Genomic DNA, 24,594 nt, shown 5'->3' with positions numbered 1-24,594 from the left:
GTTTATATGACTGTTATCGCTAGCGTAAAAACTTGCCTTGCTAGTGTAAGGGGCGCTCAAGCAAGTTTAAGCTCCCTTTCATTAAATTCACAAGACGAAGAATCAAAACGCGTATTTCATGAATGTATGTTAGAAATGGACAGCGTCATCGCTGATTTAAAGGATAGAATTTCAGTATTAGAACGTGAAGAACCTCAATATAAAGGGTTTTAAGTAGACTGGAGGAAACGACTATGTCTCACCTGCCGGAATGGACACTTGTCATTCTTCGCTCTGTATTCATATTAATTATTTTATTCGCTATTACGAAATGGTTAGGGAAAAGACAAATCTCTCAGCTTTCCTTTTTTGAATACATAGCCGGAATGACGATTGGTGACATCGCTGCCCAAGTATCTACAGGGCTCGATTCAAAATTTTTTCACGGCGTCTTTGCGATACTCATTTTCGCTGTGGTACCTTTTTTAACAGGAATCCTCTCTTTAAAGAACAAAACAGCTCGGGACTTCTTTGAAGGAAAATCTACCGTATTAATAAAAGACGGAAAGATACTCGAAGATAATTTAAAGAAAGAAAAATATACGAGTGACGAATTACTGGAACTTCTCCGTGGAAAAAGTGCGTTCAGCGTAGCTGAAGTCGAATTTGCTGTCTTAGAACCGAGCGGAGAATTAAATGTATTATTAAAGAAAGATTCTCAGCCACTTACAGCAAAAGACATCGGTTTAAAAGTACCAAACGAGAAAGAACCACAAACTGTTATTATGGATGGAAATGTACTAGATGAACCTCTTTCAGCAAGCGGACATAACCGCGCTTGGCTACATTCAGAATTAGAAAAAATCGGTGTTGTTATTGAAAATGTCTTCCTCGGTCAAGTGGATTCATACGGACAACTTACTATCGACATTTACAATGACAAACTCCAAATGCCTTCTCCTCAAAATAAACCTTTATTATTAGCATCTTTAAAAAAATGTCATGCTGATCTTGAACTATTTTCCCTAGAAACAAAGTCGAAATCAGCAAGCGAAATGTATAGTAAAAACGCGAAACAAATCGAAAAGATTTTAAATAAAGTAACCTATCTTTTAAAAGACTAATTATCGAAAGAACGCTTCAGTTAAAAGGCGTTCTTTTCTTTTTTCTCCAGTTTTCGTAACGTTTAAATTTATGTAATTCGGTTATGATGTTGAAGATACATAAGCAGGGAATTTCGAAAACATAGCGAATATTTCATGGTACAACTACATATTTTTTTGATTTAAAGTGGTTTCGTTTGACCTTTATTGACCATAATTGTATTATAAGACTAAGAAAGCTTTATAAGGAGGAAATAACAGATGAATTTAATTCCTACAGTAATTGAACAAACAAATCGTGGAGAACGCGCTTACGATATTTACTCTCGACTATTAAAAGACCGCATCATTATGCTTGGTAGTGCAATTGATGACAACGTAGCTAACTCAATCGTTTCCCAGCTTTTATTCTTGGAATCTCAAGATCCAGAAAAAGATATTCACATCTACATCAACAGCCCTGGTGGTTCTATCACAGCGGGTATGGCAATCTATGATACAATGCAGTTTATTAAACCACAAGTATCAACAATCTGTATCGGTATGGCTGCATCTATGGGTGCATTCTTACTTGCAGCAGGTGAAAAAGGAAAACGTTATGCACTTCCAAACAGTGAAGTAATGATTCACCAACCACTTGGTGGAGCACAAGGTCAAGCGACTGAAATCGAAATCGCTGCAAAACGTATCCTATTCTTACGTGAAAAACTAAACCAAATTCTTGCTGACCGCACTGGTCAACCACTTGAAGTACTACAACGCGACACAGACCGCGACAACTTCATGACAGCAGAAAAAGCTTTAGAATACGGTTTAATCGATAAGATCTTTACAAATCGTTAATAACTAAAAGCGGAAGCGGCTCGTTCAGAATCGCAGGGCGATGGAGTCCCTGATTCCGAGGCGCTTTTTGCCTCGAATGAAGGGGCGAAGCGACCGGAGATTCTAGCCGCTGGAGCTAGATACATAAAAAAGCGCCCTATTACAGGGCGCTTTTTTATTATCATGCACCTCCTTCTGGATACCCACCCTGGTATTCATCTAAATATATCAACGATTTTTCAATTATATCGAACAAAACTTAAATTATATCAACGATTTTTTTAATATATCAACGGTTCGACACAACATATCGATTTACCGACAATCTACGACAAGGACAAACCACCTACATACCCCCTATCCCGAAAACTCCCTTTAAGTAAACCGCAAAAACAAAAAGCTATCGCATATACGCGATAGCTTTTTATTGTACATATGCAGCTAATGCTTCTAAAGCCTCTTCTGCATCTGAACCTTCTGTTGTAATTGTTATCATGCTTCCAGTTCCAATTGCTAAGCTCATAATCCCCATTATGCTCTTTGCATTTACTGTCTTTCCATCTTTCTCGATGAAGATATCTGCATGAAAGCGATTTGCCTCTTGTACAAACAACGCAGCCGGACGTGCTTGTAAACCGTTTTTTAATGAAACCTGAACTCGTTTTTGAACCACAGCTCCATTTCCCCTTTAACCTCTTATTTTTTTACTAACGTTTCCCCCGCGCGTAATTTCTCTGCGATTTCATCGATTTTACGCAAACGATGATTAATACCCGACTTACTAATCTTCCCCCCGGATACCATCTCACCTAACTCTTTCAATGTTACATCTTGATAATCTCTTCGTAATTGTGCAATCTCTTGTAATTTATCCGGCAAAATATCAAGACCAACTGTCTCATCAATATAACGAATATTTTCAATCTGTCTTAGTGCTGCACCAATTGTTTTATTTAAATTAGCTGTTTCGCAGTTCACTAAACGATTTACAGAATTACGCATATCACGTACGATTCGAATATCTTCAAATCTTAAAAGTGCATTATGAGCACCTATAATATTTAAAAACTCTGTAATTTTTTCTGCTTCTTTCAAATACGTAATGTACCCTTTTCTTCTTTCCAACGTCTTACTATTTAAATCAAATCCGTTCATCAGTTCACATATAGCATCATTATGTTCCTTATATAACGAAAAGATTTCTAAATGATAAGATGATGTTTCTGGGTTATTTACTGAACCACCTGCTAAAAATGCGCCACGTAAGTACGATCGTTTACAACATTTCTTCTCAATCAATTCTTGTGATATATTTCGAATAAATGAAAAGTCATCTCGAACGATATGAAGATCAGCTAATATTTCGCGAGACTTCTCAACAAGCCGCACAATATATACATTATTTTTCTTCAAGCGCATTTTTTTACGGACAAGCAATTCTACCGTCACGTCATATCCTTTTTTCAAAAGCGTATAAATCCTTCTTGCAATTGCCGCATTTTCCGTTTGAATATCGATAGATAGACGACGGTTTGAAAAAGAAAGCGACCCGTTCATTCGAAGTAACGCTGATAATTCTGCTTTCTCACAGCATTCCTTCATCTCAAGATTCGTCAACTCTTTCTTTGTTTCTGATGCAAATGACACAGTCAACACCTCCTTATACGATTATTATGGAACAAAATTCTTGTCCTATATGAATGAGGAGCGCTACCTCAAACGAGGCAACGCATATTTATAACAATGAATATAAAATGGACGCTAACTTTAACGTATCATGCCTTACAACATGATCATCATACTTCGCTAATCCCTCTTGAATAACATCAATATTATTTTCAACAAAACGTTCTTCATCCACTACAACTGGTGTAGACATTTCTTCCTCATATGACTTGCGTAATTCACAAGGAATCTCACGGTTATTTACAATTGCAGTATTGATAAATGGTTGCCCTAAATGATCGTGTAACGCCTGCACATGATCAAAAGCAGTATATCCCATCGTTTCACCCGCTTGTGTCATAACGTTACATACATATACCTTCTTCGCCTTTGCAGCAAGAACAGCGTCTCCAATTTTGTTAACAACTAAATTGGGCAATATACTCGTATACAAACTTCCAGGACCGAAAACAAGTAAATCAGCTCGTTTAATCTCAGCCAACGTTTCATGCAATGGCTCTACATCTTCTGGAGTTAAAAAGACACGATTAATCTTCTTTCCGTAATAAGGAATCTTTGATTCACCTGTTACAATTTCCCCATCTTCAAGTTCCGCATGAAGTACCGCACTTTGATTCGCTGCTGGTAATACACGTCCTCTGACATTTAATACTTTACTTGTTTCTGTAATTGCATGGAAAAAGTCTCCTGTAATCGAGGTCATACCTGCCAACAATAGATTTCCTAACGCATGACCTTTCAGTCCGTCTCCTGTTGTGAAACGGTGCTGAAATAAAGCTTCCACCAGTGGCTCTACATCCGATAACGCAACAAGTACGTTACGGATGTCACCTGGAGGTGGAATTTCTAGCTCATCACGTAATCTACCCGAACTGCCACCATCATCAGCAATTGTAACAACTGCTGTAATATCAACAGGATATTGCTTTAATCCCCTTAATAAAACAGAGAGTCCAGTTCCGCCTCCCATGATGACAATTTTAGGCTTTCTCTCTTTTTTCATCCCTTAATGGCCCTTTCTCTTCTCCACATCACGATGAGATACATGAACACTATACTCTGGTTTCAAATGTTTCCCAAGGTATTCTGTAAGCGTAACAGAACGATGCTGTCCACCTGTACATCCAATTGCAATTACAAGTTGACTTTTGCCTTCTCTTTTATAATGAGGCAGCATGAAAGTAATCAGATCCGTCAACTTCTCTAAAAACTTATGTGTCTCATTAAATTTCAGTACATACGAAGAAACTTCTTCATCTAGTCCTGTTAATGGCTTCATGTGTGGAATGTAATATGGATTTGGTAAAAAACGAACATCAAATACTAAATCTGCATCAATTGGAATACCGTACTTAAATCCAAATGACATAACATTTACACGAAATGCTTGCTCAGTTTCTGTTGAGAACAAGTGAACAATTTTTTCACGTAATTCTTTCGGTTTTAAATCCGATGTATCAAGCACAATATTCGCTCGTGCCTTCATATCTGTTAATAAATTACGCTCTGCTTCGATTCCCTTTAACGGCAAACCAGTTGGTGCAAGTGGATGCGAACGTCTCGTTTCTTTATAACGAGTTACAAGCGTACTATCTTTCGCATCTAAAAATAAAATATGAGGAATAATCCATGTACGTTCTGATAAATCATCAAGTGCTCCCCATAAATGTTCGAAAAACTCGCGGCCACGTAAATCAATACCAAGTGCCACTTTATTCATTTTCCCTTTTGAATCCGCCATAAGCTCAATAAACTTTGGCAATAACATCGGTGGTAAATTATCCACACAAAAATATCCTAAATCTTCAAAACTTTGTAAAGCTACTGTTTTTCCAGCTCCAGACATCCCTGTAATAATTACCATTTTTATATCATTATTCTCTGTCATTGTATCCTCTCCTTGACGGTTTAACTCGGATCTAATCGATATGAAAGCAACTCAAAATCTGGGGTATATACAAATGTACCGTAGATTATGCCATTTCCTTTAATTAAATAATCAATAATGTGATAATCTCCTGGCGCCATTGCTAAATCATCAATTTTATCAAATGTATGCCAACCAATGATGCCTTCTTCGCTCTCTAGTTTGTTTTCTCCTGCAAAATCTGTCGCTAAAAAGGAGAACATCATCCATTCAGAAACAACTTTATCACCTTCTTGGATGACAAAGGTGAAGACCCCCTTTAACGCTGGGTTTTTCAAATAAATACCTGTTTCTTCACGATACTCGCGAACAACGGAATCTCTTACAGTCTCACCACGCTCCATTTTCCCGCCTGGTGCAACCCACCAATTTCGGCGAGGTTTTTGGAGTAAGAGTACTTCATTATCTCTAATTAACACACAGTTTGTCACTCTTTGCATGTTTCTTCACCTCAGCTACTTGCAGTAAAATTTCTCACTGCATACTTCTTTCATTATACTATCAAAAACAGTTTGCTACAACGAAGGAGCCAGTCCTCTTTCGCTAAGCATATGCTACTCAGCAATTTTAAAAAAGCTTTCTATAACAAGCAATGTAAATGCTTATACTTTGAATGAATAGCATGAAAAATCCCCTTAACGATTTTTATCGCCAAGGGGATTAAAGTACTTATTTCTTACCGAAATAAGTAACAATCGCAAATCCTAAAATAAAGGTAATAATTGAACTTATAATTGAAAATCCGCCAGTCGGAATCCCAGGGAATACAATTACAATCGAACCGATTACAAGTCCAATAATTGCCGCAAATGTCATACTTTTATAACGATCTAATAAAAAACTAATGCCTTTACTACTTACAACAAATCCAACCATAACACCAGCACCGATAACCACGATTAAAGGTAAGTTAAGTGTAGTTAAAGCGTTAATTGCTGTTGGATACACACCAATAATTAATAAAATAAACGATCCACTAATTCCAGGAAGCAGCATGGCCATACTAGCCATCCATCCTGCGAAAAATAAACCAATTGCATTTAAAATTGTTAACGTCGTAATTGGATCTGCTGCCTTATCTGGTTTAAAGAAAGCTGTAATCGCAACAAGAATTGCTGCAACTATTAATAAAACGATGTGCTTACCTTTAAACGACGACTTTGCATCAGCTTCCCTCATTAACATCGGTAATATACTAATAATTAAACCGAGGAAGAAAAATTGAGTCGGTTCATAATGATTTGCAAGTAAATATTTAATAACGTGACTTAACGTTAAAAATGCCGCTGCCACACCAGCTGCAAGTGGAATTAAAAATCCTAAATGTTTTTTCCATTCACGACTAAAGAATCCACTAATTGCCGCAAGCAATTGTTCATAAATCCCTAACACAACAGCGATTGTACCGCCGCTCACACCAGGAATTAAATCACTAACGCCCATACAAAATCCACGATATATATTACGCCATTCCATACTGAATAAATTCCTCATTTCTTATAGTGATTTTTCCCGTAAAGTCCAGTATATCAATAAGAAAGCTTATAATCCTTATATTTTTTGACAAAACTTTGACATTTTCACACAAAAAAGAAGAAAGCTCCTGTCGGTAGCTTTCTTCTCACAAGGTATATTATCCCTTATTTTTCTGATACAGTTTTTAATTCCTCTAATAATTCTTCTACGTAATGTTGTGCACTTTGCGCTGCAATACTACCGTCACCTGTTGCAGTTACAATTTGACGAAGCATTTTTTCACGAACATCACCAGCTGCGAAAATACCAGGAATTTTCGTTTCCATACGCTCGTTCGTTTCAAGGTAACCATTTTCATTTGTAATACCTAGTTCAACAAATGGTTTTGATAAAGGTAACATACCGATGTATACGAATACGCCGTCAGTTTTGACTTCTTTCTCTTCTCCACTATTTACGTCCACAAGTGTTACACTTCCTACTTTACCACTTGCTTCGTTGATTTCTTTTATCGTGTGGTTCCAAATGAAATCTACTTTTTCGTTTTGGAAAGCACGGTCTTGTAAAATTTTCTGTGCACGAAGCGTGTCACGACGGTGAACGATCGTTACTTTTGATGCGAAGCGCGTTAAGAACACACCCTCTTCAACAGCAGAATCTCCGCCGCCAATTACGATAAGTTCTTTTCCTTTAAAGAATGCTCCGTCACATACTGCACAATATGATACACCGCGGCCACCAAGTTCTGTTTCACCCGGTACACCAATTTTTTTATACTCTGCACCGCTTGCAACGATAATTGCACGTGCTTTATATTCTTTTTTACCAGCAATAATTGTTTTGTATTCCTTACCATCGATGACTTCTTTCACATCACCGTATGCATATTCAGCACCAAATTTCTTCGCATGCTCGAACATTTTATTTGATAAATCTGGTCCTAAAATAGACTCATAACCTGGGTAGTTTTCTACATCTTCCGTGTTTGCCATTTGGCCACCTGGAATACCACGCTCAAGCATTAATGTGCTTAAATTTGCACGAGATGTATATACTGCAGCTGTCATACCAGCTGGTCCTGCACCAATAATAACGACATCATAAATTTTTTCTTCTGACACACTATTCACTCCTATCCATTCCTACACAATTAAGTTACCCTCATTATACTGTTAGCATCATTTTTTTCCCAATGATTTGCTTATCTTATGTGTGCGTACGCTTAACAGCTTGCACATACTTTCGGACAGTCGCTACAGATACATTATATACATCTCCAAGCTCCGACTGTGTCATTTTATTTCCTTGTTCGCCGCGTACAATGTATTCAATCGCAGCTGACCAGCCGTACACATTTGTAAATATGTCTCCAGATGTATATAAACGTATGAACGTACAAAACCAAAAGTGTAAACACTCTTCAATTAATTCATCATCTTTTTTCGTATAATTGTATAATGCATCCGCGATTCTCGCGCACTGCTCAAATTGCTGTAAATCAGCTGGAATACTCTTATGACTATTAAGTAAAAAGAAGTACTTTGCAAGTTGTGATACGATGGGAACACCGTTCTTCGCTTGCGTTATATCAAAGAAGAATCCCACCTTCTCCGGCGTTGACAATTCATTCATTAAATATAAAGCTAGCATTTGTTCTTCTAGCGTCGCACTTTGCTGAAATGATTTTCGTAATTCTTCAAATAACACGTTTTGTCCTTCATCTGCTAAATTCAGCGCATTCCACGGTTCTTTTCCCTTTTTATCAGGATGCAATTCCACGACATATTGCCACATTTTTTCAGCTAGTTGCTGATCTTTCACCATATAAGCAGAATATGCAAACCAATAATAAAAACTAACGTCTCCCTCATATCCTTGACGCTTTAATAGTTTGAACCATTTATATGCATGCTCGAAATAACCAATTGTTGCAAGTGTAGTTCCCAGTTTCAAACGATGTTCAAATGAAATTGGATATACTGAAACTAGCTGTCCCGCTAATGCTTCTACTTGTTTATGCTCTCCAATTGAATATAGAAAAATAAGTGTATTACAAAGCGCATGTATATTACCAGGATTTTTCTCTAAAATCATTTCTGTTAACTTCAGCGCTTTGTCTACATTACCCGATTGAAAATGTGCAATGGCTAAATTATTATAACCTGACCAAAATTCCGGATAATCTTTCGTAACAATTTCTAATGTAGCAATTGCTTCTTCTAATTGTCCATTACGAATATAACGATTCGCTTCTTCCTGCATAACAATTAAATCATCTTCATCTTCAATCTCTTCCGCACCCATTGCTTCTTCTTCCATAATCTCTAGAAGTTCTAATGTATCTTCTACGAATTCCTTCTCTTTTGCAACTTCTAAATAGCGATCCGCATATTTCTTCGCCTGTTGAAATAACCCCATATATGCATAATTATTTGCAATAAAATAATAGCACTGTTCAAGTTCAGGATTAGATCTAACTAACTTTAAGAAGGTTTGATTCGACTCTTGATATTCACCAGCCTCAGATAATACTGTTGCTAATTGACATAAAATAAACGGCTCCTTCTCACTTTGTGCCGCTCTTCGAAAATATTTAATTGCATCTTGCAATTTTTGTCCTTTGTAAGCTCTCATCCCTTTTTTATAAAAGAAGTCCGCTAATTGATTAAAAGAGATAACTTGTCCGTTCTCCTTATATATCCTTTGATTTTTCCCCATATATCCTCCAGTTTTTTGTTTTCTTCGTTCACACATTCTTCTATCTATAAGTATAAACGATTCCGTAAAAAACAAAACAGTATATTATACTCAATTATTTCCTTTTTATTCATAAAAAAAGAGGAGAAATGTTACATTTTCACCATGAACCTTCTCTGGCGGTCATTTGCTCTTTCGTATAAATAATACGCATTGGATTTCCACCTACGAAAGCACCGCTCGGTACATCTCTATGAACAAGTGTGCCAGCTGAGACAGTCGCACCGTCTCCAATTTTCACACCTGGTAATATTGTTACATTCGCTCCAATCATCACTTCATTTCCAATGACGATTTCCCCAAGTCGATATTCACGAATTAAATATTCATGTGCTAAAAGCGTTGTGTTATAGCCAATAATCGAATTCTCTCCCACAGTTATCTTTTCTGGGAACATAATATCCGGCATTACCATAAGCGCAAATGATGTTTTCTTTCCTACTTTCATCCGTAAAAAAGTGCGGTACAACCAATTCTTCACAGATAAAAATGGCGTGTAACGTGCAATTTGGATAATAATAAAGTTTTTCATTACCTTCCAAAAAGACACTGTTTTATACACATTCCATAATGAATTTTCTCCTGAAACAGGATAGCGCGTTGTCCGTCGCACTTAGCTCGCTCCTCTACTAACTTACTTGGACCTTTATGAACGGTTCATATTAGACAAAATCGGTAGCAAATCACTCATTTTATCTAGCATAAAGTCCGGCTTGCAAGCCTCTAAATACGCTCTACCTTTCAACGTCCATGAAACCGCAGCTGTTTTCGTCCCCGCATTTTGACCACCGACAATATCATGATGATTATCCCCAACCATCAATGCTTCTTCTGGTTTTGCATCTAATAATTCAAGCGCTTTTTGAAGGGGCTCTGGATGTGGTTTCACATGCTCTACATCATCAATTGTCACGACAACATCAAAAAATTCATCAAGCTTTGACAACTGTAATCCCATCTCAACGGTTTGTCTCGCTTTCGTTGTAACAATACCAACTTTATAACCTTGCTTCTTCAACTCTCGAACTGTTTCATATACAGTTTCATATTCTTCTACTAATTCATCATGATGATCATGGTTAAATTCGCGATAACTTGTAATCATCTCTTCAACCTTACTTTCATCAATCTTACTGAAAGTATCATGCAAAGATGGACCGATAAATGGCAACACATCTTCACGCTTATATTGATTTGGATAATATGTATTTAAAGTATGTAAAAAAGAAGAAATAATAAGTTCGTTTGTATTAATTAAAGTTCCATCTAAATCAAATAAAACTGTATTTATTCTCATCGACTTAGTCCTTTCGCCTTCCTGAATATGAAAGAAGCAGCATCTTATAATAAGATGCTACTTGTCTCTAATTTTCTAAATATCTTTTATCAGCTTGCCCCATTTTTCGTCTCACAATAATGAAAATAATAGAAATAACAACAAGTCCAATTGACATTACTTGTGCAATACGAAGTGGTCCTAGCATTAAACTATCTGTACGTAAGCCTTCTACGAAGAAGCGTCCTACTGAATACCAAATTAAATATGTGAAGAATAATTCCCCGCGACGTAAATTCACTTTTCTTAATGCAAGTAGTAAAATTACGCCTGCAAAATTCCATAATGATTCATATAAAAACGTCGGATGATAGTACACACCCTCAATATACATTTGATTAATAATAAAATCCGGTAAATGAAGACCTTCTAAAAACTGTCTCGTTACTTCATCACCATGCGCCTCTTGGTTCATAAAGTTTCCCCATCGGCCAATTGCTTGTCCTAGTAAAATACTTGGTGCAGCAATATCAGCCAACTTCCAGAAAGAAAGTCCGCGTCGTTTCGCAAAAAGAACACCTGTAATAACAGCCCCGATTAAACCACCATGAATCGCCAAACCACCTTGACGAATATTAATAATTTGACTCGGATTTTGTGCGTAATATTCCCATTCAAAAATAACATAGTACATTCTCGCAAAAAGAATAGCGATCGGTACTGCAATTAATACAAGGTCAACAAATGTATCTTTTGGAATACCTAGCCTTTCTCCCTCGCGAGTTGCCAGCCAAAGACCTAATAGCACACCTGTACCGATAATAATCCCGTACCAATACACAGGAAACGGCCCAAGTTGGATAGCTACACGGTCAAGCTGTGGTACAGAAGCTAACAGCATATGTATATGACCTCCCTCTCCAAAGTTTACTCCTGATTTCCTAACTCAATTGCACTCATTAATCGTTCAGAGAACTGCTGTGCTGCATTGACTCCCATACGTTTTAAACGGAAGTTCATCGCTGCTACTTCAATAATAACAGCCAAGTTTCGACCAGGACGAACTGGAAGTGTAATCTTCGTAAGCTCTGTATCAATAATTTTCATTTTCTCTTCATCAAGACCTAAGCGATCGTAATTTTTCTTTTGATCCCAAATTTCAAGATTAATAACAAGTGTAATACGCTTGTAATTTCGTACTGCCCCTGCACCGAATAACGTCATAACGTTAATAATACCTAGACCACGAATTTCTAATAAATGCTCGATTAAATCTGGTGAGCTTCCGACTAACATGTCTTCATCTTCTTGACGAATTTCTACACTATCATCCGCAACAAGACGGTGACCACGCTTTACAAGCTCAAGAGCTGTCTCACTTTTACCAACACCACTTTGACCTGTAATTAAAACACCAACACCGTAAATATCTACTAACACACCATGAACAGCAGTTGTTGGTGCTAACTTACCTTCTAAATAGTTTGTTAAACGACTTGATAATCTAGTTGTCGTTTGAGAAGAACGTAATAAAGGCATACCTGATTCACGTGATGCTTGTAATAACTCATCTGGTACATCTTGATTACGAGTTACAATAATACATGGCGTCTCCTCAGTACAAAGCGCTTTCATTCTCTCTTGTTTTTGCTCTGACGTTAACGTGTCAAAGAACGTAAGCTCCGTCTTTCCAAGAAGCTGCACACGATCTGCTGGATAATATGTAAAAAATCCTGCCATTTCAATTCCCGGTCGTGATAAATCACTTGTATCAATCGGACGATGAATGCCTTCTTCACCACTGATTAACTCCAATTGAAATTGTTCAATTAAATCTTTTGTCCTTACTTTCGGCATATGTATAAACCTCCACTCCGCTGCGGGTTCAGTCTCGTTTGATGTAAAATTCCATTCTATCGGATATTGTACCATTTTTTTCTGGAAACAAGAAATACGGTTTCTAATAAATAAAAAAAAACATTTCATACGAATAATGAAATGTTTTTCTTTTTGTCACTTTCTCTTTTTTTCATATAGAGGTTCAACAATTGCCTTTTCAATTATCATATTAAAAATTGAAATACAAATTGCCGCAACAATCGCTACACCAAATCCTGATATATTAAAAGCATCTCCTAATAATGAATCTGCCATTTTTAACGTAATCGCATTAATAACAATTAAGAAGAAGCCGAAAGTTACAACAGTAATTGGTAGCGTAATTAAAATTAAAAACGGCTTTACGAACACATTTAAAACCGCCAATATAATACTAGCAATAATTGCAGTTTGTATATTTGCTACGTAAAATGCATCTGGTGCAATCCCTTTTAAAAGTCCCGATACAGCGATTAACACAACGCTATTTACAAGAAGTGATACAATCCATCTCATTTCGTCACACATCCTTTTAAACATATATATTTCATCATACGCTAATAGATAATAAACGCAAGTATGATACAAACACTTATATCAACTTATTCTATCTTTCATGCTTGTATACCTACTAACATGCTTACCAGTTTTTCCTCGTAAAATAAAAACCGAGCGTCATTTCCACTCGGTTTTCATCAATAAACTTATTGCGATAACTCTACTTCTTTTATTTTCTCTTTCATTCTTGCTTTATCACGATTTAAAATCTCTTTTAAATACTTACCTGTGTATGAGCGTTCTTCTTTCACTACTTGCTCTGGCGTTCCGGAAGCAACGATTTGTCCACCTTTATCTCCGCCCTCTGGCCCAAGGTCAACGATATAATCAGCTGTTTTAATTACATCTAAATTATGTTCAATTACAAGTACCGTCTCACCGCTCTCAACCAGACGTTGCAGCACTTCTAGAAGACGTGCAATATCATGCGCATGCAAACCAGTCGTTGGCTCATCTAAAATGTATAACGTACGACCTGTAGAACGACGGTGTAATTCAGAAGCTAATTTCACACGCTGTGCTTCCCCACCAGATAATGTTGTTGCTGGTTGACCTAATTTCATATAACCAAGCCCAACATCTACAAGCGTTTGAAGTTTACGCTTAATTTTAGGAATATTGGCGAAGAATTCTACTCCATCTTCAATTGTCATCCCTAACACTTCAGAAATATTCTTATCTTTATATTTCACTTCTAACGTTTCACGATTATATCGTTTACCATGACAAACTTCACACGGAACATACACATCTGGTAGGAAATGCATTTCGATTTTAATAATTCCATCACCACGGCACGCTTCACAACGGCCACCTTTTACGTTAAAGCTGAAACGTCCTTTTTGATATCCGCGCACTTTCGCTTCATTCGTTTGTGCAAACACATCACGAATATCATCGAATACACCTGTGTACGTCGCTGGATTAGAACGTGGTGTACGACCAATTGGTGATTGATCAATATCAATTACCTTATCTAAATGTTCAAGACCTTTAATCTCTTTATGAGTACCTGGCTTCGCTTTCGCTTTATATAACTTTTGAGCTAACGATTTATATAATACTTCATTAATCATCGTACTTTTACCAGAACCAGATACCCCTGTTACCGCTACAAACGTACCGAGTGGGAATGACATTTTCGCATTCTTTAAGTTATTCTCTTTTGCGCCGACAATCTCTACTTTACGTCCATCACCTTTACGTCTTTCAAGTGGAACTGGAATAAACTCTTTACCACTTAAATACTTCCCTGTTAATGAATTCTCATCTTGCATAACTTCAGCCGGCGTCCCCGCTGAAACGACCTGTCCACCGTGAATACCTGCACCAGGCCCTATATCAAGTAAATAGTCAGCAGCCATCATCGTATCTTCATCATGTTCAACAACGATTAACGTATTACCTAAATCGCGCATTTCTTGCAATGTACGAATAAGACGATCGTTATCACGCTGGTGTAAACCAATTGAAGGCTCATCAAGAATATAAAGTACGCCAGTTAGACGAGAACCAATTTGCGTCGCTAAACGAATACGCTGCGCCTCACCACCTGATAAAGTTCCTGCAGCACGACTTAACGTTAAATAATCTAAACCAACGTTCACTAAGAATCCAACGCGCTCCTGAATTTCTCTTAAAATTAAATGAGCTATTTTTTGTTGCTTCTCCGTTAGCTCTACATTCGAGAAGAATTCTTGTACTTCTTGAACTGAATACTTCGTTACGTCAGCAATCGTTTTATTGCCAACAAATACAGCTAAACTCTCAGGCTTTAAGCGTCCACCTTTACACTTTGGACAAGCTTGTTCTGCCATATACTTTTCCATTTGCTCACGAATGTAATCGGAACTCGTTTCACGATAACGACGTTCAATGTTTGGAATAACACCTTCAAATAAAATCTCATTTTCCTTTACTTGACCAAATTCATTTACATAGCGGAAATAAACCTTCTCTTCCCCGCTTCCGTACAACACTTTATCAAATAAATCTTTCGGTATATCTTTCACAGGAATATCCATATCAACGCCGTAGTGATTACATACAGATTGTAAAAGTTGTGGATAGTATTGTGAACTTGTCGGTTCCCAAGGTGCAATCGCATGTTCATTTAATGATAAATCCCAGTTAGGAATAACAAGCTCTAAATCTACCTCTAGCTTTGAACCAAGTCCATCACAAGAAGGACATGCTCCGAACGGACTATTGAATGAGAACATACGCGGCTCTAATTCTCCAATTGAAAAACCACAATGCGGACAAGCGTGATGTTCGCTAAACAGAAGTTCCTCTTCTCCCATAACATCGATTAACACTCGTCCCCCGCCAAGCTTTAATGCACTTTCAAGTGAATCAGCAAGACGGCTTGCGATTCCTTCTTTTACAACAATACGGTCAATTACAACTTCAATGGAATGCTTCTTGTTTTTATCTAACGCAATATCTTCAGATACATCAAGCATTTCACCGTCAACGCGAACACGAACATATCCTTGCTTCTTAATATCTTCAAGTACTTTTACATGCGCACCTTTACGCCCAGAAACGATAGGCGCTAACACTTGTAATTTCGTACGTTCAGGATATTCAAGAACGCGGTCTACCATCTGCTCTACTGTTTGTGACGTAATTTCAATGCCATGATTCGGACAAATTGGCGTACCAATTCGTGCAAATAATAAACGTAAGTAATCATAAATCTCCGTTACCGTTCCGACAGTTGAACGTGGGTTACGACTCGTCGTTTTTTGATCGATTGAAATTGCTGGTGACAATCCTTCAATCGTGTCCACATCCGGCTTATCCATTTGTCCTAAAAACTGGCGCGCATACGCAGATAACGATTCTACGTATCTGCGCTGCCCTTCTGCATAAATCGTATCAAATGCTAATGATGATTTCCCCGAACCAGACAATCCCGTTACAACGACAAGCTGATTTCTCGGAATGGTTACATCAATATTTTTTAAGTTATGTGCTCTAGCACCTTTTACAACGATAAAATCCTTGCTCTTACTCACTTTTTTCACCCTTCCGCTTTTAATTCTAATAGTAAATCTCTTAGTTCAGCTGCACGCTCGAAGTCTAACGCTTTTGCTGCTTCTTTCATCTCTGCTTCCATCTTCGCAATTGTCTTTTCGCGCTCTTTTTTCGTCATTTTCTTAGCAGGAGTTGCTTCGTATGTTTCTGTCTCTTCAGCAGCTGTCGTTGCACGGATAACATCACGAACGCCTTTTTGAATCGTTTTCGGCGTAATACCATGCTCTTCATTGTAAGCTTCTTGTATACTACGACGACGCTTCGTTTCTTCAATCGCAATTCCCATAGATTTCGTTATACGATCTGCATACATAATAACGCGGCCGTTTTCATTACGCGCGGCACGACCGATTGTTTGAATTAATGAACGTTCTGAACGCAAGAACCCTTCCTTATCAGCATCTAAAATAGCTACAAGTGATACTTCCGGAATATCTAATCCTTCTCGCAATAAGTTAATGCCGACAAGTACATCAAATTTACCGAGGCGAAGATCACGGATAATTTCAATACGTTCTAACGTTTTAATTTCAGAGTGAAGATAGTTAACTTTAATTCCTACATCTTTTAAGTAATCCGTTAAATCCTCTGACATTTTCTTCGTTAAAGTCGTAATTAATACACGTTCATTTTTTGCAATACGATCTTGAATCTCTCCTAATAAATCGTCAATTTGCCCTTCAATTGGTCGTATATCAATTGGTGGATCTAAAAGCCCTGTTGGACGAATAATTTGTTCTATTACTTCTGGCGACTGCTCTAACTCATACGGTCCTGGCGTTGCTGAAACATAAATAACTTGATTCGTTTTCTCTTCAAACTCATCGAATGTGAGCGGTCTATTATCTAAAGCTGACGGCAGACGGAATCCATGATCCACAAGCACTTGCTTACGCGCTTGGTCCCCGTTATACATCGCTCTTACTTGCGGTACTGATACGTGCGATTCATCCATAACGATTAAGAAATCTTTCGGGAAATAGTCTAATAGCGTATACGGCGTTGCCCCCGCTGGACGAAGTGTTAAATGACGGGAGTAGTTTTCAATACCTGAACAAAATCCCATCTCGCGCATCATTTCTAAATCATAACGTGTACGCTGTTCTATACGCTGCGCTTCTAACAACTTGCCGTTATCATTTAATTCCTTTAAACGCTCTTCTAATTCTTTTTCGATATTTTCAATAGCAACCTTCATCTTTTCTTCACGTGTAACGAAGTGAGATGCTGGGAAGATTGCTACATGATCACGTTCTGCTAATACTTCACCTGTTAACGCATTTACTTCACGAATACGATCGATTTCATCACCGAAAAATTCGATTCGAATACAATGCTCATCAAGTGATGCCGGGAAGATTTCAACTACATCTCCTCGCACACGGAATGTACCACGCTTGAAATCAATATCATTACGTCCATACTGTACATCAACAAGTTCACGAAGCAATTGATTACGGTCTTTTTCCATACCAACTCGAAGCGAAACAACTAGCTCGCGGTATTCTTCTGGAGAACCTAAGCCATATATACAAGAAACACTCGCAACAATAATTACATCGTCCCGTTCAAATAATGCAGACGTTGCCGAGTGACGCAATTTATCAATTTCATCATTAATTTGCGCATCTTTTTCAATAAACGTATCTGTTTGTGGTACATACGCTTCTGGCTGATAATAATCGTAGTAACTAACAAAATATTCAACTGCATTATTCGGGAAAAAGTCTTTCAACTCACTATATAACTGCCCTGCTAACGTTTTATTATGAGCCATAACAAGTGTTGGCTTTTGCACTTCTTTAATGACATTTGAAATCGTAAATGTCTTACCCGTTCCTGTTGCTCCAAGCAACACTTGCTTTTTCTTTCCACTATTAATTCCCTCTACAAGCTTCTCTATAGCTACCGGCTGATCACCTTGCGGGGAATACGCTGAGACAATTTCAAATTGACGTTCCAAAAAAATCCGACCTCCTCATAAAAATCTGTATTATTATTTTACCACGAATACCTATAAAAAACCTAAAAAAACGAACAGATATTCGGTAAAGTTTTCGACAATATACACATAGAAAAAGGAAGGAGTAAATACTTCCTTCCTCTACTAACTCTATTTTTTGATACATATAATAAGTCATATCCATTGCGTCCATCTTCATTCGTACAATCTGTTAACCGATAAGTACTTTCTGATTCGCGCTGCTCTTTAACAATACTTTTACAACTATCTTTATGTAATCCTTTATGGTCACCAGCAAACTTGTCTTGTCTACTATCTAACACATAAAGGATATCTTTCCCACTATGCTCTAACGTTTGAAAAACCGGGTCACCTTCATCGGTATACTGTACAATTCTTATTTTATCAACTTCCCCTTGATCAACGTTCATAACGAACTGTTCGAATTTATCTAGATTGGAAGTTCCTACTCCCTTTACAATGACATCATTCTTCTTATCAATTGTAGTGCTAGATGGTGAACATGCTACTAAACTAAAGAGAAATAGACATATACAGCTGATTCTTTTTTCTATTGTCATCCTCTCCTAGAAAAATTATTTGTATACCAGAAAAGCTACTTTCAACTATGAAAGTAGCTTTTCTTTTCCTTTCTCCTTCTTCGGAAAAATCACATATGAAAATGAAATTGCTGTATCAACTAAAAATACAATCGCCCACACTTGGCTCACGCGACTTGCAGCTTTATTTAAAACGATTCCCGATTCTAACCAATTACCCCATTGTTCAAATGGAATAAATCCATACGCGAAGAAAAAGAATATGTGCACACCAACGAATAAAACAAGATGTAATACCCAATTTTTTATTTCCTGCTTTGCATAGGCCATGCCTATTAATTCTACCTGTTCTTCAATAATAGGCGCCGGTTCATTACACCATTTCGCAACTGATTTTTGTGCAAATATATCAAGCTTCTTCAAATCCTTTTTCCCGTAGAAAACTGCATACAATAAAATAATTACAGTAATAATTTGAAAGTTAGAGAACTTTCCTGTTTGATAATAGTCCACTACTCCTAAAGTTAAAATAAACACTTCATTTACGAGGAGGACAATTCCCATAATAAAACTCGCCTTTTTCAAACGGAATCCGTAGCGAAGTAAAAAGAAACCGATAGCTGATAACCAAAATACAATTTCTGCCCCAATTAAAAAATACCAACGATATTCTGCGAGTATGCTCATTTATCCTTCTCCCTTTCATCATAAATACGAAAAGCCTCATCCATATACACTAAAAGTTCTTCTTCAATTGGATACATGCTCATTTTCTGTGAATCTTCCTTCGATTTTCTAACTTCCCATAACTTATCTAAAAACGCTTCATCACCATTGGCCATTTCTAAACACTTCTGCATTAATCTCTTCATTGCCCCTTGTACCTCATCACTAGCAGCTTCTTTACCGTCTTTCATAAAAGTGCGTAATTGCTTTAATAAATCTACCCATTCTAAAACATTCGGATCTTCCTTACTCATGTTTGGTAAATTATGAAGTAATTTTTGTTCTTCCTTTGAAAATACTTCATTTTGAAATATTTCACGTATACGAGGAGACTGCTTCGAAAGCTGAATCAGTTCAAACATAACTTTCCAATCGAGTTCTCCCTCCACATCTACCGAATAAACAACTGCTTGTAAAACACTCTCCATTCGATTAAATTTCTTTTGTTCTTCCTGTACAAACCGAAGTTGTTTTTCAAGCGAATTTTTTAAATCCAGCTCACCTTTTACTAACATATTCGCAGTTTCTTTTAATGAAAATCCCATTTCTTTTAAAAATAAAATTTGTTGCAAACGAATAACGTCATTTTCACTATATAACCGATGTCCACCCTCTGTTTTTCCGCTCGGCTTTAATAAATCTATTTGATCATAATAACGTAGTGTACGTACTGTAACCCCTGTTTCTCTCGTCAATTCTTGTATTGAAATCACTACCATCACCTCTTCCCTTTCATTATAAAAGATGACGTTACGTAACTTTCAAGCTTTTTGTAAAAAAAATACAAAAAGCTGTTTATACAAAATGTATAAACAGCTTTTATGGAAATAACCCCTTTTGTATGGCGCGCCCACAAAATAAAATAAGTGCTCCAACAACAACACTCGTTGCCGTTTTATGATAATGGGCTAATAATAATAAATAATACGATAAACCTACAGTACCAATCATAATACAAATACTCGGCACTGGATTACGAGAAAAGTTTTGCATTCCCCAAAGAAGCGAAAATATAGCTGTAGCGACACATAACACCGGTAATCCCATCCCAGTTCCCCTTTTTCTATCTATTATTCCTTGTTGCTAACACGCTCGTTGATGCGATACTAATTAATAAATCAAAACCAATCCTTATATATTTAAACGTTTACTCTAATTGAAATCTCTCAAGCTTATCATTTATTTTCTTTCTCCTTACTCCAGCGTAAATATTTCCTCCACCTTCACTCCAAAATATTTGGCAATTTTTAAAGATAACTCTAGACTCGGATTGTAATGATGATTTTCAATCGCCACTATCGTCTGCCGCGTCACCTGCATCACCTTTGCCATTTCAACTTGTGTTATATGATTTTGCTTTCTTAACTCTTTTATTTTATTTTTCACACCCATAGGATCCACCTTCAAAAGTAAAGATATCTTTACTTAAATTATAAATATTTTCCAGTTATAAGTAAAGATATCTTTACAAATTTTAGAAAAATGTTTCATTGAACATCTACTCTAACAAAGTACAAGAGTAATTCAATTTATATCAGCGATTTTCTAAATATATCAGTGCAACTTGAAATATATCGGCGATTTCCCAAATATATCAGCGCAACTCCATTTATATCGGCGATTTTCCAAATATATCGACATCCGTAGCGCTACTATAATCATAAGAAAAAGCTGTCCCCAAATACCTTCGGGAACAGCTTTCTCCTCTACTACATAAATCCTAACGCATATACAAGAACGTATCCAAGAACCGATAAGCAAACCGAGCCAATCAGCCCCGCCACAAATGCTTTACTTCCTAATTTACGGAACGTTTTAAACTCTACATTTAAACCGAGCCCTGCCATCGCCATTGCGATAAGCATGTAAGCAAGAACAACAATGTATCCCGCAACAACTTCTGGAATAATCCCGAGCGAATGCACTGCACTCATCGCTAAGAACCCGAAAATGAACCATGGTATTGGAAGTTCGCGCCACGATTTCTTTTCTTTGCTACCTTCACTCTTACCAAACCATAGACCAATTAAAATCGCTACTGGCACAAGCATTGCTACGCGCGTTAACTTCACAATAACTGCGATGTCTACAGCAGTACTTCCTCCTGGCGCCGCAGCTGCGATGACATGAGCGATTTCATGAAGCGTCGCACCTGAGAATACACCATAACCGTACGGAGATAAACCAAGCACTGGATATAATAACGTATAAATAAGCGTAAATATGGTACCTAAAATCGCGATGATTGCTGCCCCAACTGCTGTTTCATCGTCCTTCGCTTTGACTTGCGGTGCAATTGCCACGACCGCGGCTGCGCCGCAAATTGCCGTACCGCATGCTGTTAAAATCCCAAGTTTCTTTTCTACTTTAAATACTTTCGTTAGTCCGTATACAACAAAAATAGTAAATGTAATAACAACCGCCGCGATGACCAATACTTTCGGTCCCGCCTTCGCAATATCAACAAGATTTAATCGCATTCCAAGTAAGATGATCCCAAAGCGCAGCAACTTCTTGCTCGCAAAGTTCGTTCCTGCAATCGCATCATGAGGAACTCCAATTGCAGCGCGCCAAACCATCCCAATTAGAATAGCAATTACTAATTGTCCCATAATATTTAAAAATGGAAGCTCTGCTAAATATTTCGCGGCAACTGCGATTAATAATGTAATCCCAATTCCTTGCGAAAATCCAAAGCCCTTCTTCTTTTGTATAACAAGTGTTTGTTCCACCTTGTACCACCCCAATAATCGTATTGGAACATGCATGTTCTTTCTACTTACATTATAAGAGAGTTTCTATAATAAGTTTAATACCAATACCAAATCTCTATCATCAGAAATACTTATGATAAGATGAAAGAAAAACGAAAGGAGCTTTGCAAATGAACGTAGACATTTTAAAAATTTTTGTTACTGTCGTTGAACAGAAACACTTCTCTCGTGCAGCGGAATTATTAAATCTTTCACAGCCTGGCGTAAGTATGCATATACGCAACTTAGAAAACGAATTTGGAACTACACTCATTCAGCGATCTCCGAAACATGTCCAAGTCACGGAAGCTGGAAATATATTATATATTCATGCAAAGCAAATGCTCTCTCTTTACGAAGATGCTAAGCAAGAAATTAATGAACTACATAACGTTGTAACAGGAACACTTCGCATCGGTGCTAGTTTTACAATTGGCGAATACTTACTTCCAAAAATACTCGCTAACTATGCGAATGAAAATCCACGCGTCGAAGTGCATACCTTTATCTCAAATACAGAAGAAGTTTTGCAAAGTCTTCGCTCTAATCAAATTGATATCGGCTTAGTGGAAGGGCAAGTCGTATACGCTGATGTTAACGTTGAAACATTTATGCAAGATGAAATGAAGCTCGTCGTTCCGCCAAATCATCCACTACTCCGCACAAAGGAAATAAATGAAAGCACACTCCAAGATCAAGTATGGGTACTAAGAGAAAGTGGTTCTGGTACACGCGCTTATAGTGACCGCTTTATTCATCAACACCATTTAAAAATGAAACGATTCTTTACATTCAGTAGTATCCAAAGTGTAAAGGAAGCTGTTAGTGCCGGTCTTGGCATCGCTATACTTTCTGATTGGACTGTACGGAAAGAGCTACTAGCAAAAGAACTATTCCACGTCGAAGTTCCAAATGAACAACTAATCCGTCCGTTTTCCATCGTACGCGGTAAATATTTCATTCCATCTAAAGCCATTCAAGTGTTCTTAAATCATGTAGATTCTTTTGCGAAAAAACAGAGTTGACCCTCACATTAGTGTGAAGGTTTACAATACATGTAGAAGGAGTGAAACGCATTGCGAATTGGAGAATTATCAAAAGAAACTGGCGTTAGTGAAAGATCACTAAGACATTACGAAGAAAAGGGCTTACTCCCTTCTAAGCGCCTCGCAAATGGTTACCGTGATTTTGATGAAAGTGCCATCGAAAAAGTGGAGCTTATTCAAATGTACTTACAAATTGGCTTAAATTTAGAAGAGACGGCAAGGATGCTGCGCTGCCTTGAAATTGAACCGCACCTGTACGACAATCCGTGTAGCAGTATCCTTACGCTTTACGAAGATAAACTCAATGAAGTAACAAAGCAAATCACATTACTTTCCAACATCCAAGCGAATTTGCAAAAACACGTTTCACTCCTAAAACAAGCAAAAGAAAAGGAATGATTACATGTTTGTTATACATGGCAGTTCAAGACAAAACGGAAATACAGAAGCTTTAACACATATGATGATAGAGGACATTGAAACAGAACAAACTTATTTGCGTGATCATACCGTCTATCCTATTACAGACCAACGTCATGATGCAGAAGGATTCCAATCCGTAAATGATGACTATGAGCAGTTAACCAAACGCATGCTAGAGCACGACACGATTATCTTTGCTACACCATTATATTGGTACGGAATGAGTGGACATATGAAAAACTTTGTTGATCGCTGGTCACAAAGCTTGCGCGATACATCTCTTCATTTCAAAGAAAAAATGAAAGGCAAAAAAATGTATGTTGTCATCGTTGGCGGGGATAATCCAAAGCTAAAAGCATTACCGCTTATTGCTCAATTCCAATATATCTTTGATTTTGTTGGTTCTTCATTTGAAGGTTATGTTATTGGAGATGCGAATGGACTGGATGAAATTAAAAACGATGCTGAGGCGCTGGCAAAAGCACAATTGTATAATAATAAATTCAAAAATAGCGAACAGAAATAAGTTTGACAAACCATTTTGTATGCGCATACAATAAAAGTAATATTATGAAAGGAAGGTACTTTGACCAATGAAGTTCTAATTCTCTTATTTATT

Annotated in this window: 26 protein-coding genes and 1 pseudogene; 6 read left to right on the top strand and 21 right to left on the bottom strand. The window is 37.3% G+C overall.

The genetic code is table 11. The features are described from left to right. Window positions 1-6 precede the first annotated feature (6 nt). The 3 genes from MR112_RS10940 (at window position 7) to clpP (ending at window position 1,925) form a co-directional block, all read left to right on the top strand. The gene (locus MR112_RS10940) at window positions 7-213 is read left to right on the top strand and encodes a DUF1657 domain-containing protein (RefSeq protein WP_000215909.1); all 207 of its coding nucleotides are present in this window, start codon (window positions 7-9) and stop codon (window positions 211-213) included. Between the two features lie 20 nt (window positions 214-233). Next, window positions 234-1,103: a DUF421 domain-containing protein gene (locus tag MR112_RS10935; protein WP_000018922.1), complete on the top strand. Its 870-nt coding sequence runs from the start codon at window positions 234-236 to the stop codon at window positions 1,101-1,103. A gap of 240 nt (window positions 1,104-1,343) precedes the next feature. Beyond that, entirely contained in the window at window positions 1,344-1,925 is a 582-nt protein-coding gene (gene clpP / locus MR112_RS10930; protein WP_001049162.1) for an ATP-dependent Clp endopeptidase proteolytic subunit ClpP, read from the top strand. Between the two features lie 403 nt (window positions 1,926-2,328). Here clpP and MR112_RS10925 read toward each other — a convergent pair whose 3' ends face one another. The 21 genes and pseudogenes from MR112_RS10925 to MR112_RS10825 all read right to left on the bottom strand — a co-directional run bounded on the left by MR112_RS10925 (window position 2,329) and on the right by MR112_RS10825 (window position 22,485). Then, the gene (locus MR112_RS10925; protein WP_000250307.1) at window positions 2,329-2,577 is read right to left on the bottom strand and encodes an HPr family phosphocarrier protein; all 249 of its coding nucleotides are present in this window, start codon (window positions 2,575-2,577) and stop codon (window positions 2,329-2,331) included. A 23-nt stretch (window positions 2,578-2,600) separates the two neighbouring features. Continuing rightward, window positions 2,601-3,551, bottom strand: a complete 951-nt coding sequence (gene whiA, locus MR112_RS10920; RefSeq protein WP_000006558.1) for a DNA-binding protein WhiA — start codon at window positions 3,549-3,551, stop codon at window positions 2,601-2,603. 88 nt (window positions 3,552-3,639) lie between these two features. Further along, complete coding sequence (locus MR112_RS10915) at window positions 3,640-4,593, bottom strand: gluconeogenesis factor YvcK family protein (RefSeq protein ID WP_000712188.1); 954 nt, start codon at window positions 4,591-4,593, stop codon at window positions 3,640-3,642. A 3-nt stretch (window positions 4,594-4,596) separates the two neighbouring features. Beyond that, on the bottom strand, window positions 4,597-5,478 hold the full coding sequence (gene rapZ / locus MR112_RS10910; protein WP_000138459.1) for an RNase adapter RapZ: 882 nt from the start codon (window positions 5,476-5,478) through the stop codon (window positions 4,597-4,599). Window positions 5,479-5,498: 20 nt separating this feature from the next. After that, window positions 5,499-5,957, bottom strand: coding sequence for an NUDIX hydrolase (locus MR112_RS10905; protein ID WP_001190080.1), 459 nt, complete (start codon window positions 5,955-5,957; stop codon window positions 5,499-5,501). 229 nt (window positions 5,958-6,186) lie between these two features. Continuing rightward, window positions 6,187-6,993 carry a DUF368 domain-containing protein gene (locus tag MR112_RS10900; protein ID WP_000455196.1) on the bottom strand — a complete coding sequence of 269 codons (807 nt, stop codon included), beginning with the start codon at window positions 6,991-6,993 and terminating at the stop codon, window positions 6,187-6,189. Between the two features lie 164 nt (window positions 6,994-7,157). Then, entirely contained in the window at window positions 7,158-8,114 is a 957-nt protein-coding gene (trxB, locus tag MR112_RS10895; RefSeq protein WP_001288078.1) for a thioredoxin-disulfide reductase, read from the bottom strand. Between the two features lie 85 nt (window positions 8,115-8,199). Continuing rightward, window positions 8,200-9,711, bottom strand: coding sequence for a tetratricopeptide repeat protein (locus MR112_RS10890; protein ID WP_063246360.1), 1,512 nt, complete (start codon window positions 9,709-9,711; stop codon window positions 8,200-8,202). 139 nt (window positions 9,712-9,850) lie between these two features. Next, entirely contained in the window at window positions 9,851-10,363 is a 513-nt protein-coding gene (locus MR112_RS10885) for an acyltransferase (protein WP_001255070.1), read from the bottom strand. 33 nt (window positions 10,364-10,396) lie between these two features. Further along, on the bottom strand, window positions 10,397-11,047 hold the full coding sequence (gene ppaX, locus MR112_RS10880) for a pyrophosphatase PpaX (RefSeq protein WP_242244951.1): 651 nt from the start codon (window positions 11,045-11,047) through the stop codon (window positions 10,397-10,399). A gap of 67 nt (window positions 11,048-11,114) precedes the next feature. Continuing rightward, a complete protein-coding gene (gene lgt / locus MR112_RS10875) occupies window positions 11,115-11,927 on the bottom strand; it encodes a prolipoprotein diacylglyceryl transferase (protein WP_000922849.1) in 813 nt (270 codons plus the stop codon). A 26-nt stretch (window positions 11,928-11,953) separates the two neighbouring features. Beyond that, complete coding sequence (gene hprK, locus MR112_RS10870) at window positions 11,954-12,883, bottom strand: HPr(Ser) kinase/phosphatase (protein ID WP_001127250.1); 930 nt, start codon at window positions 12,881-12,883, stop codon at window positions 11,954-11,956. A 156-nt stretch (window positions 12,884-13,039) separates the two neighbouring features. Beyond that, a complete protein-coding gene (locus MR112_RS10865; RefSeq protein WP_001267313.1) occupies window positions 13,040-13,420 on the bottom strand; it encodes a phage holin family protein in 381 nt (126 codons plus the stop codon). Window positions 13,421-13,608: 188 nt separating this feature from the next. After that, window positions 13,609-16,485: an excinuclease ABC subunit UvrA gene (uvrA, locus tag MR112_RS10860; protein ID WP_000045559.1), complete on the bottom strand. Its 2,877-nt coding sequence runs from the start codon at window positions 16,483-16,485 to the stop codon at window positions 13,609-13,611. 5 nt (window positions 16,486-16,490) lie between these two features. Continuing rightward, entirely contained in the window at window positions 16,491-18,467 is a 1,977-nt protein-coding gene (gene uvrB / locus MR112_RS10855; protein ID WP_000441059.1) for an excinuclease ABC subunit B, read from the bottom strand. 155 nt (window positions 18,468-18,622) lie between these two features. Then, window positions 18,623-19,048: pseudogene (locus MR112_RS10850) on the bottom strand (DUF4362 domain-containing protein); the annotation flags it as partial. 45 nt (window positions 19,049-19,093) lie between these two features. Next, complete coding sequence (locus MR112_RS10845; RefSeq protein ID WP_242244950.1) at window positions 19,094-19,714, bottom strand: hypothetical protein; 621 nt, start codon at window positions 19,712-19,714, stop codon at window positions 19,094-19,096. Then, window positions 19,711-20,472, bottom strand: a complete 762-nt coding sequence (locus tag MR112_RS10840) for a MerR family transcriptional regulator (protein WP_000260344.1) — start codon at window positions 20,470-20,472, stop codon at window positions 19,711-19,713. Before MR112_RS10840 ends, MR112_RS10845 begins: the two co-directional genes overlap by 4 nt. 100 nt (window positions 20,473-20,572) lie before the next feature. Then, window positions 20,573-20,800 (bottom strand): hypothetical protein, encoded by a 228-nt coding sequence (locus tag MR112_RS10835; protein WP_000524139.1) that lies wholly within the window; start codon window positions 20,798-20,800, stop codon window positions 20,573-20,575. Window positions 20,801-20,947: 147 nt separating this feature from the next. After that, the gene (locus MR112_RS10830; protein ID WP_000538370.1) at window positions 20,948-21,145 is read right to left on the bottom strand and encodes a helix-turn-helix transcriptional regulator; all 198 of its coding nucleotides are present in this window, start codon (window positions 21,143-21,145) and stop codon (window positions 20,948-20,950) included. 317 nt (window positions 21,146-21,462) lie between these two features. Further along, a complete protein-coding gene (locus MR112_RS10825) occupies window positions 21,463-22,485 on the bottom strand; it encodes a YeiH family protein (protein WP_242244949.1) in 1,023 nt (340 codons plus the stop codon). Between the two features lie 152 nt (window positions 22,486-22,637). Between MR112_RS10825 and MR112_RS10820 the strand changes: the two genes are divergently transcribed. Genes MR112_RS10820 through MR112_RS10810 form a run of 3 tightly spaced genes read left to right on the top strand, consistent with a single transcriptional unit; the run spans window position 22,638 to window position 24,501 of the window. Next, a complete protein-coding gene (locus MR112_RS10820) occupies window positions 22,638-23,531 on the top strand; it encodes a LysR family transcriptional regulator (RefSeq protein ID WP_001100009.1) in 894 nt (297 codons plus the stop codon). Between the two features lie 51 nt (window positions 23,532-23,582). Next, on the top strand, window positions 23,583-23,951 hold the full coding sequence (locus MR112_RS10815) for a MerR family transcriptional regulator (RefSeq protein WP_001219204.1): 369 nt from the start codon (window positions 23,583-23,585) through the stop codon (window positions 23,949-23,951). A gap of 4 nt (window positions 23,952-23,955) precedes the next feature. Continuing rightward, entirely contained in the window at window positions 23,956-24,501 is a 546-nt protein-coding gene (locus MR112_RS10810) for a flavodoxin family protein (protein ID WP_242244948.1), read from the top strand. Window positions 24,502-24,594: the final 93 nt, after the last annotated feature.

The organism is Bacillus cereus group sp. BfR-BA-01330 (assembly GCF_022663885.1).
In the GTDB taxonomy this organism is placed as follows: Bacteria; Bacillota; Bacilli; order Bacillales; family Bacillaceae_G; genus Bacillus_A; species Bacillus_A cereus.
Note: the sequence above shows the minus strand (reverse complement) of the source record. Positions and strands in the feature narration are given on the sequence as shown.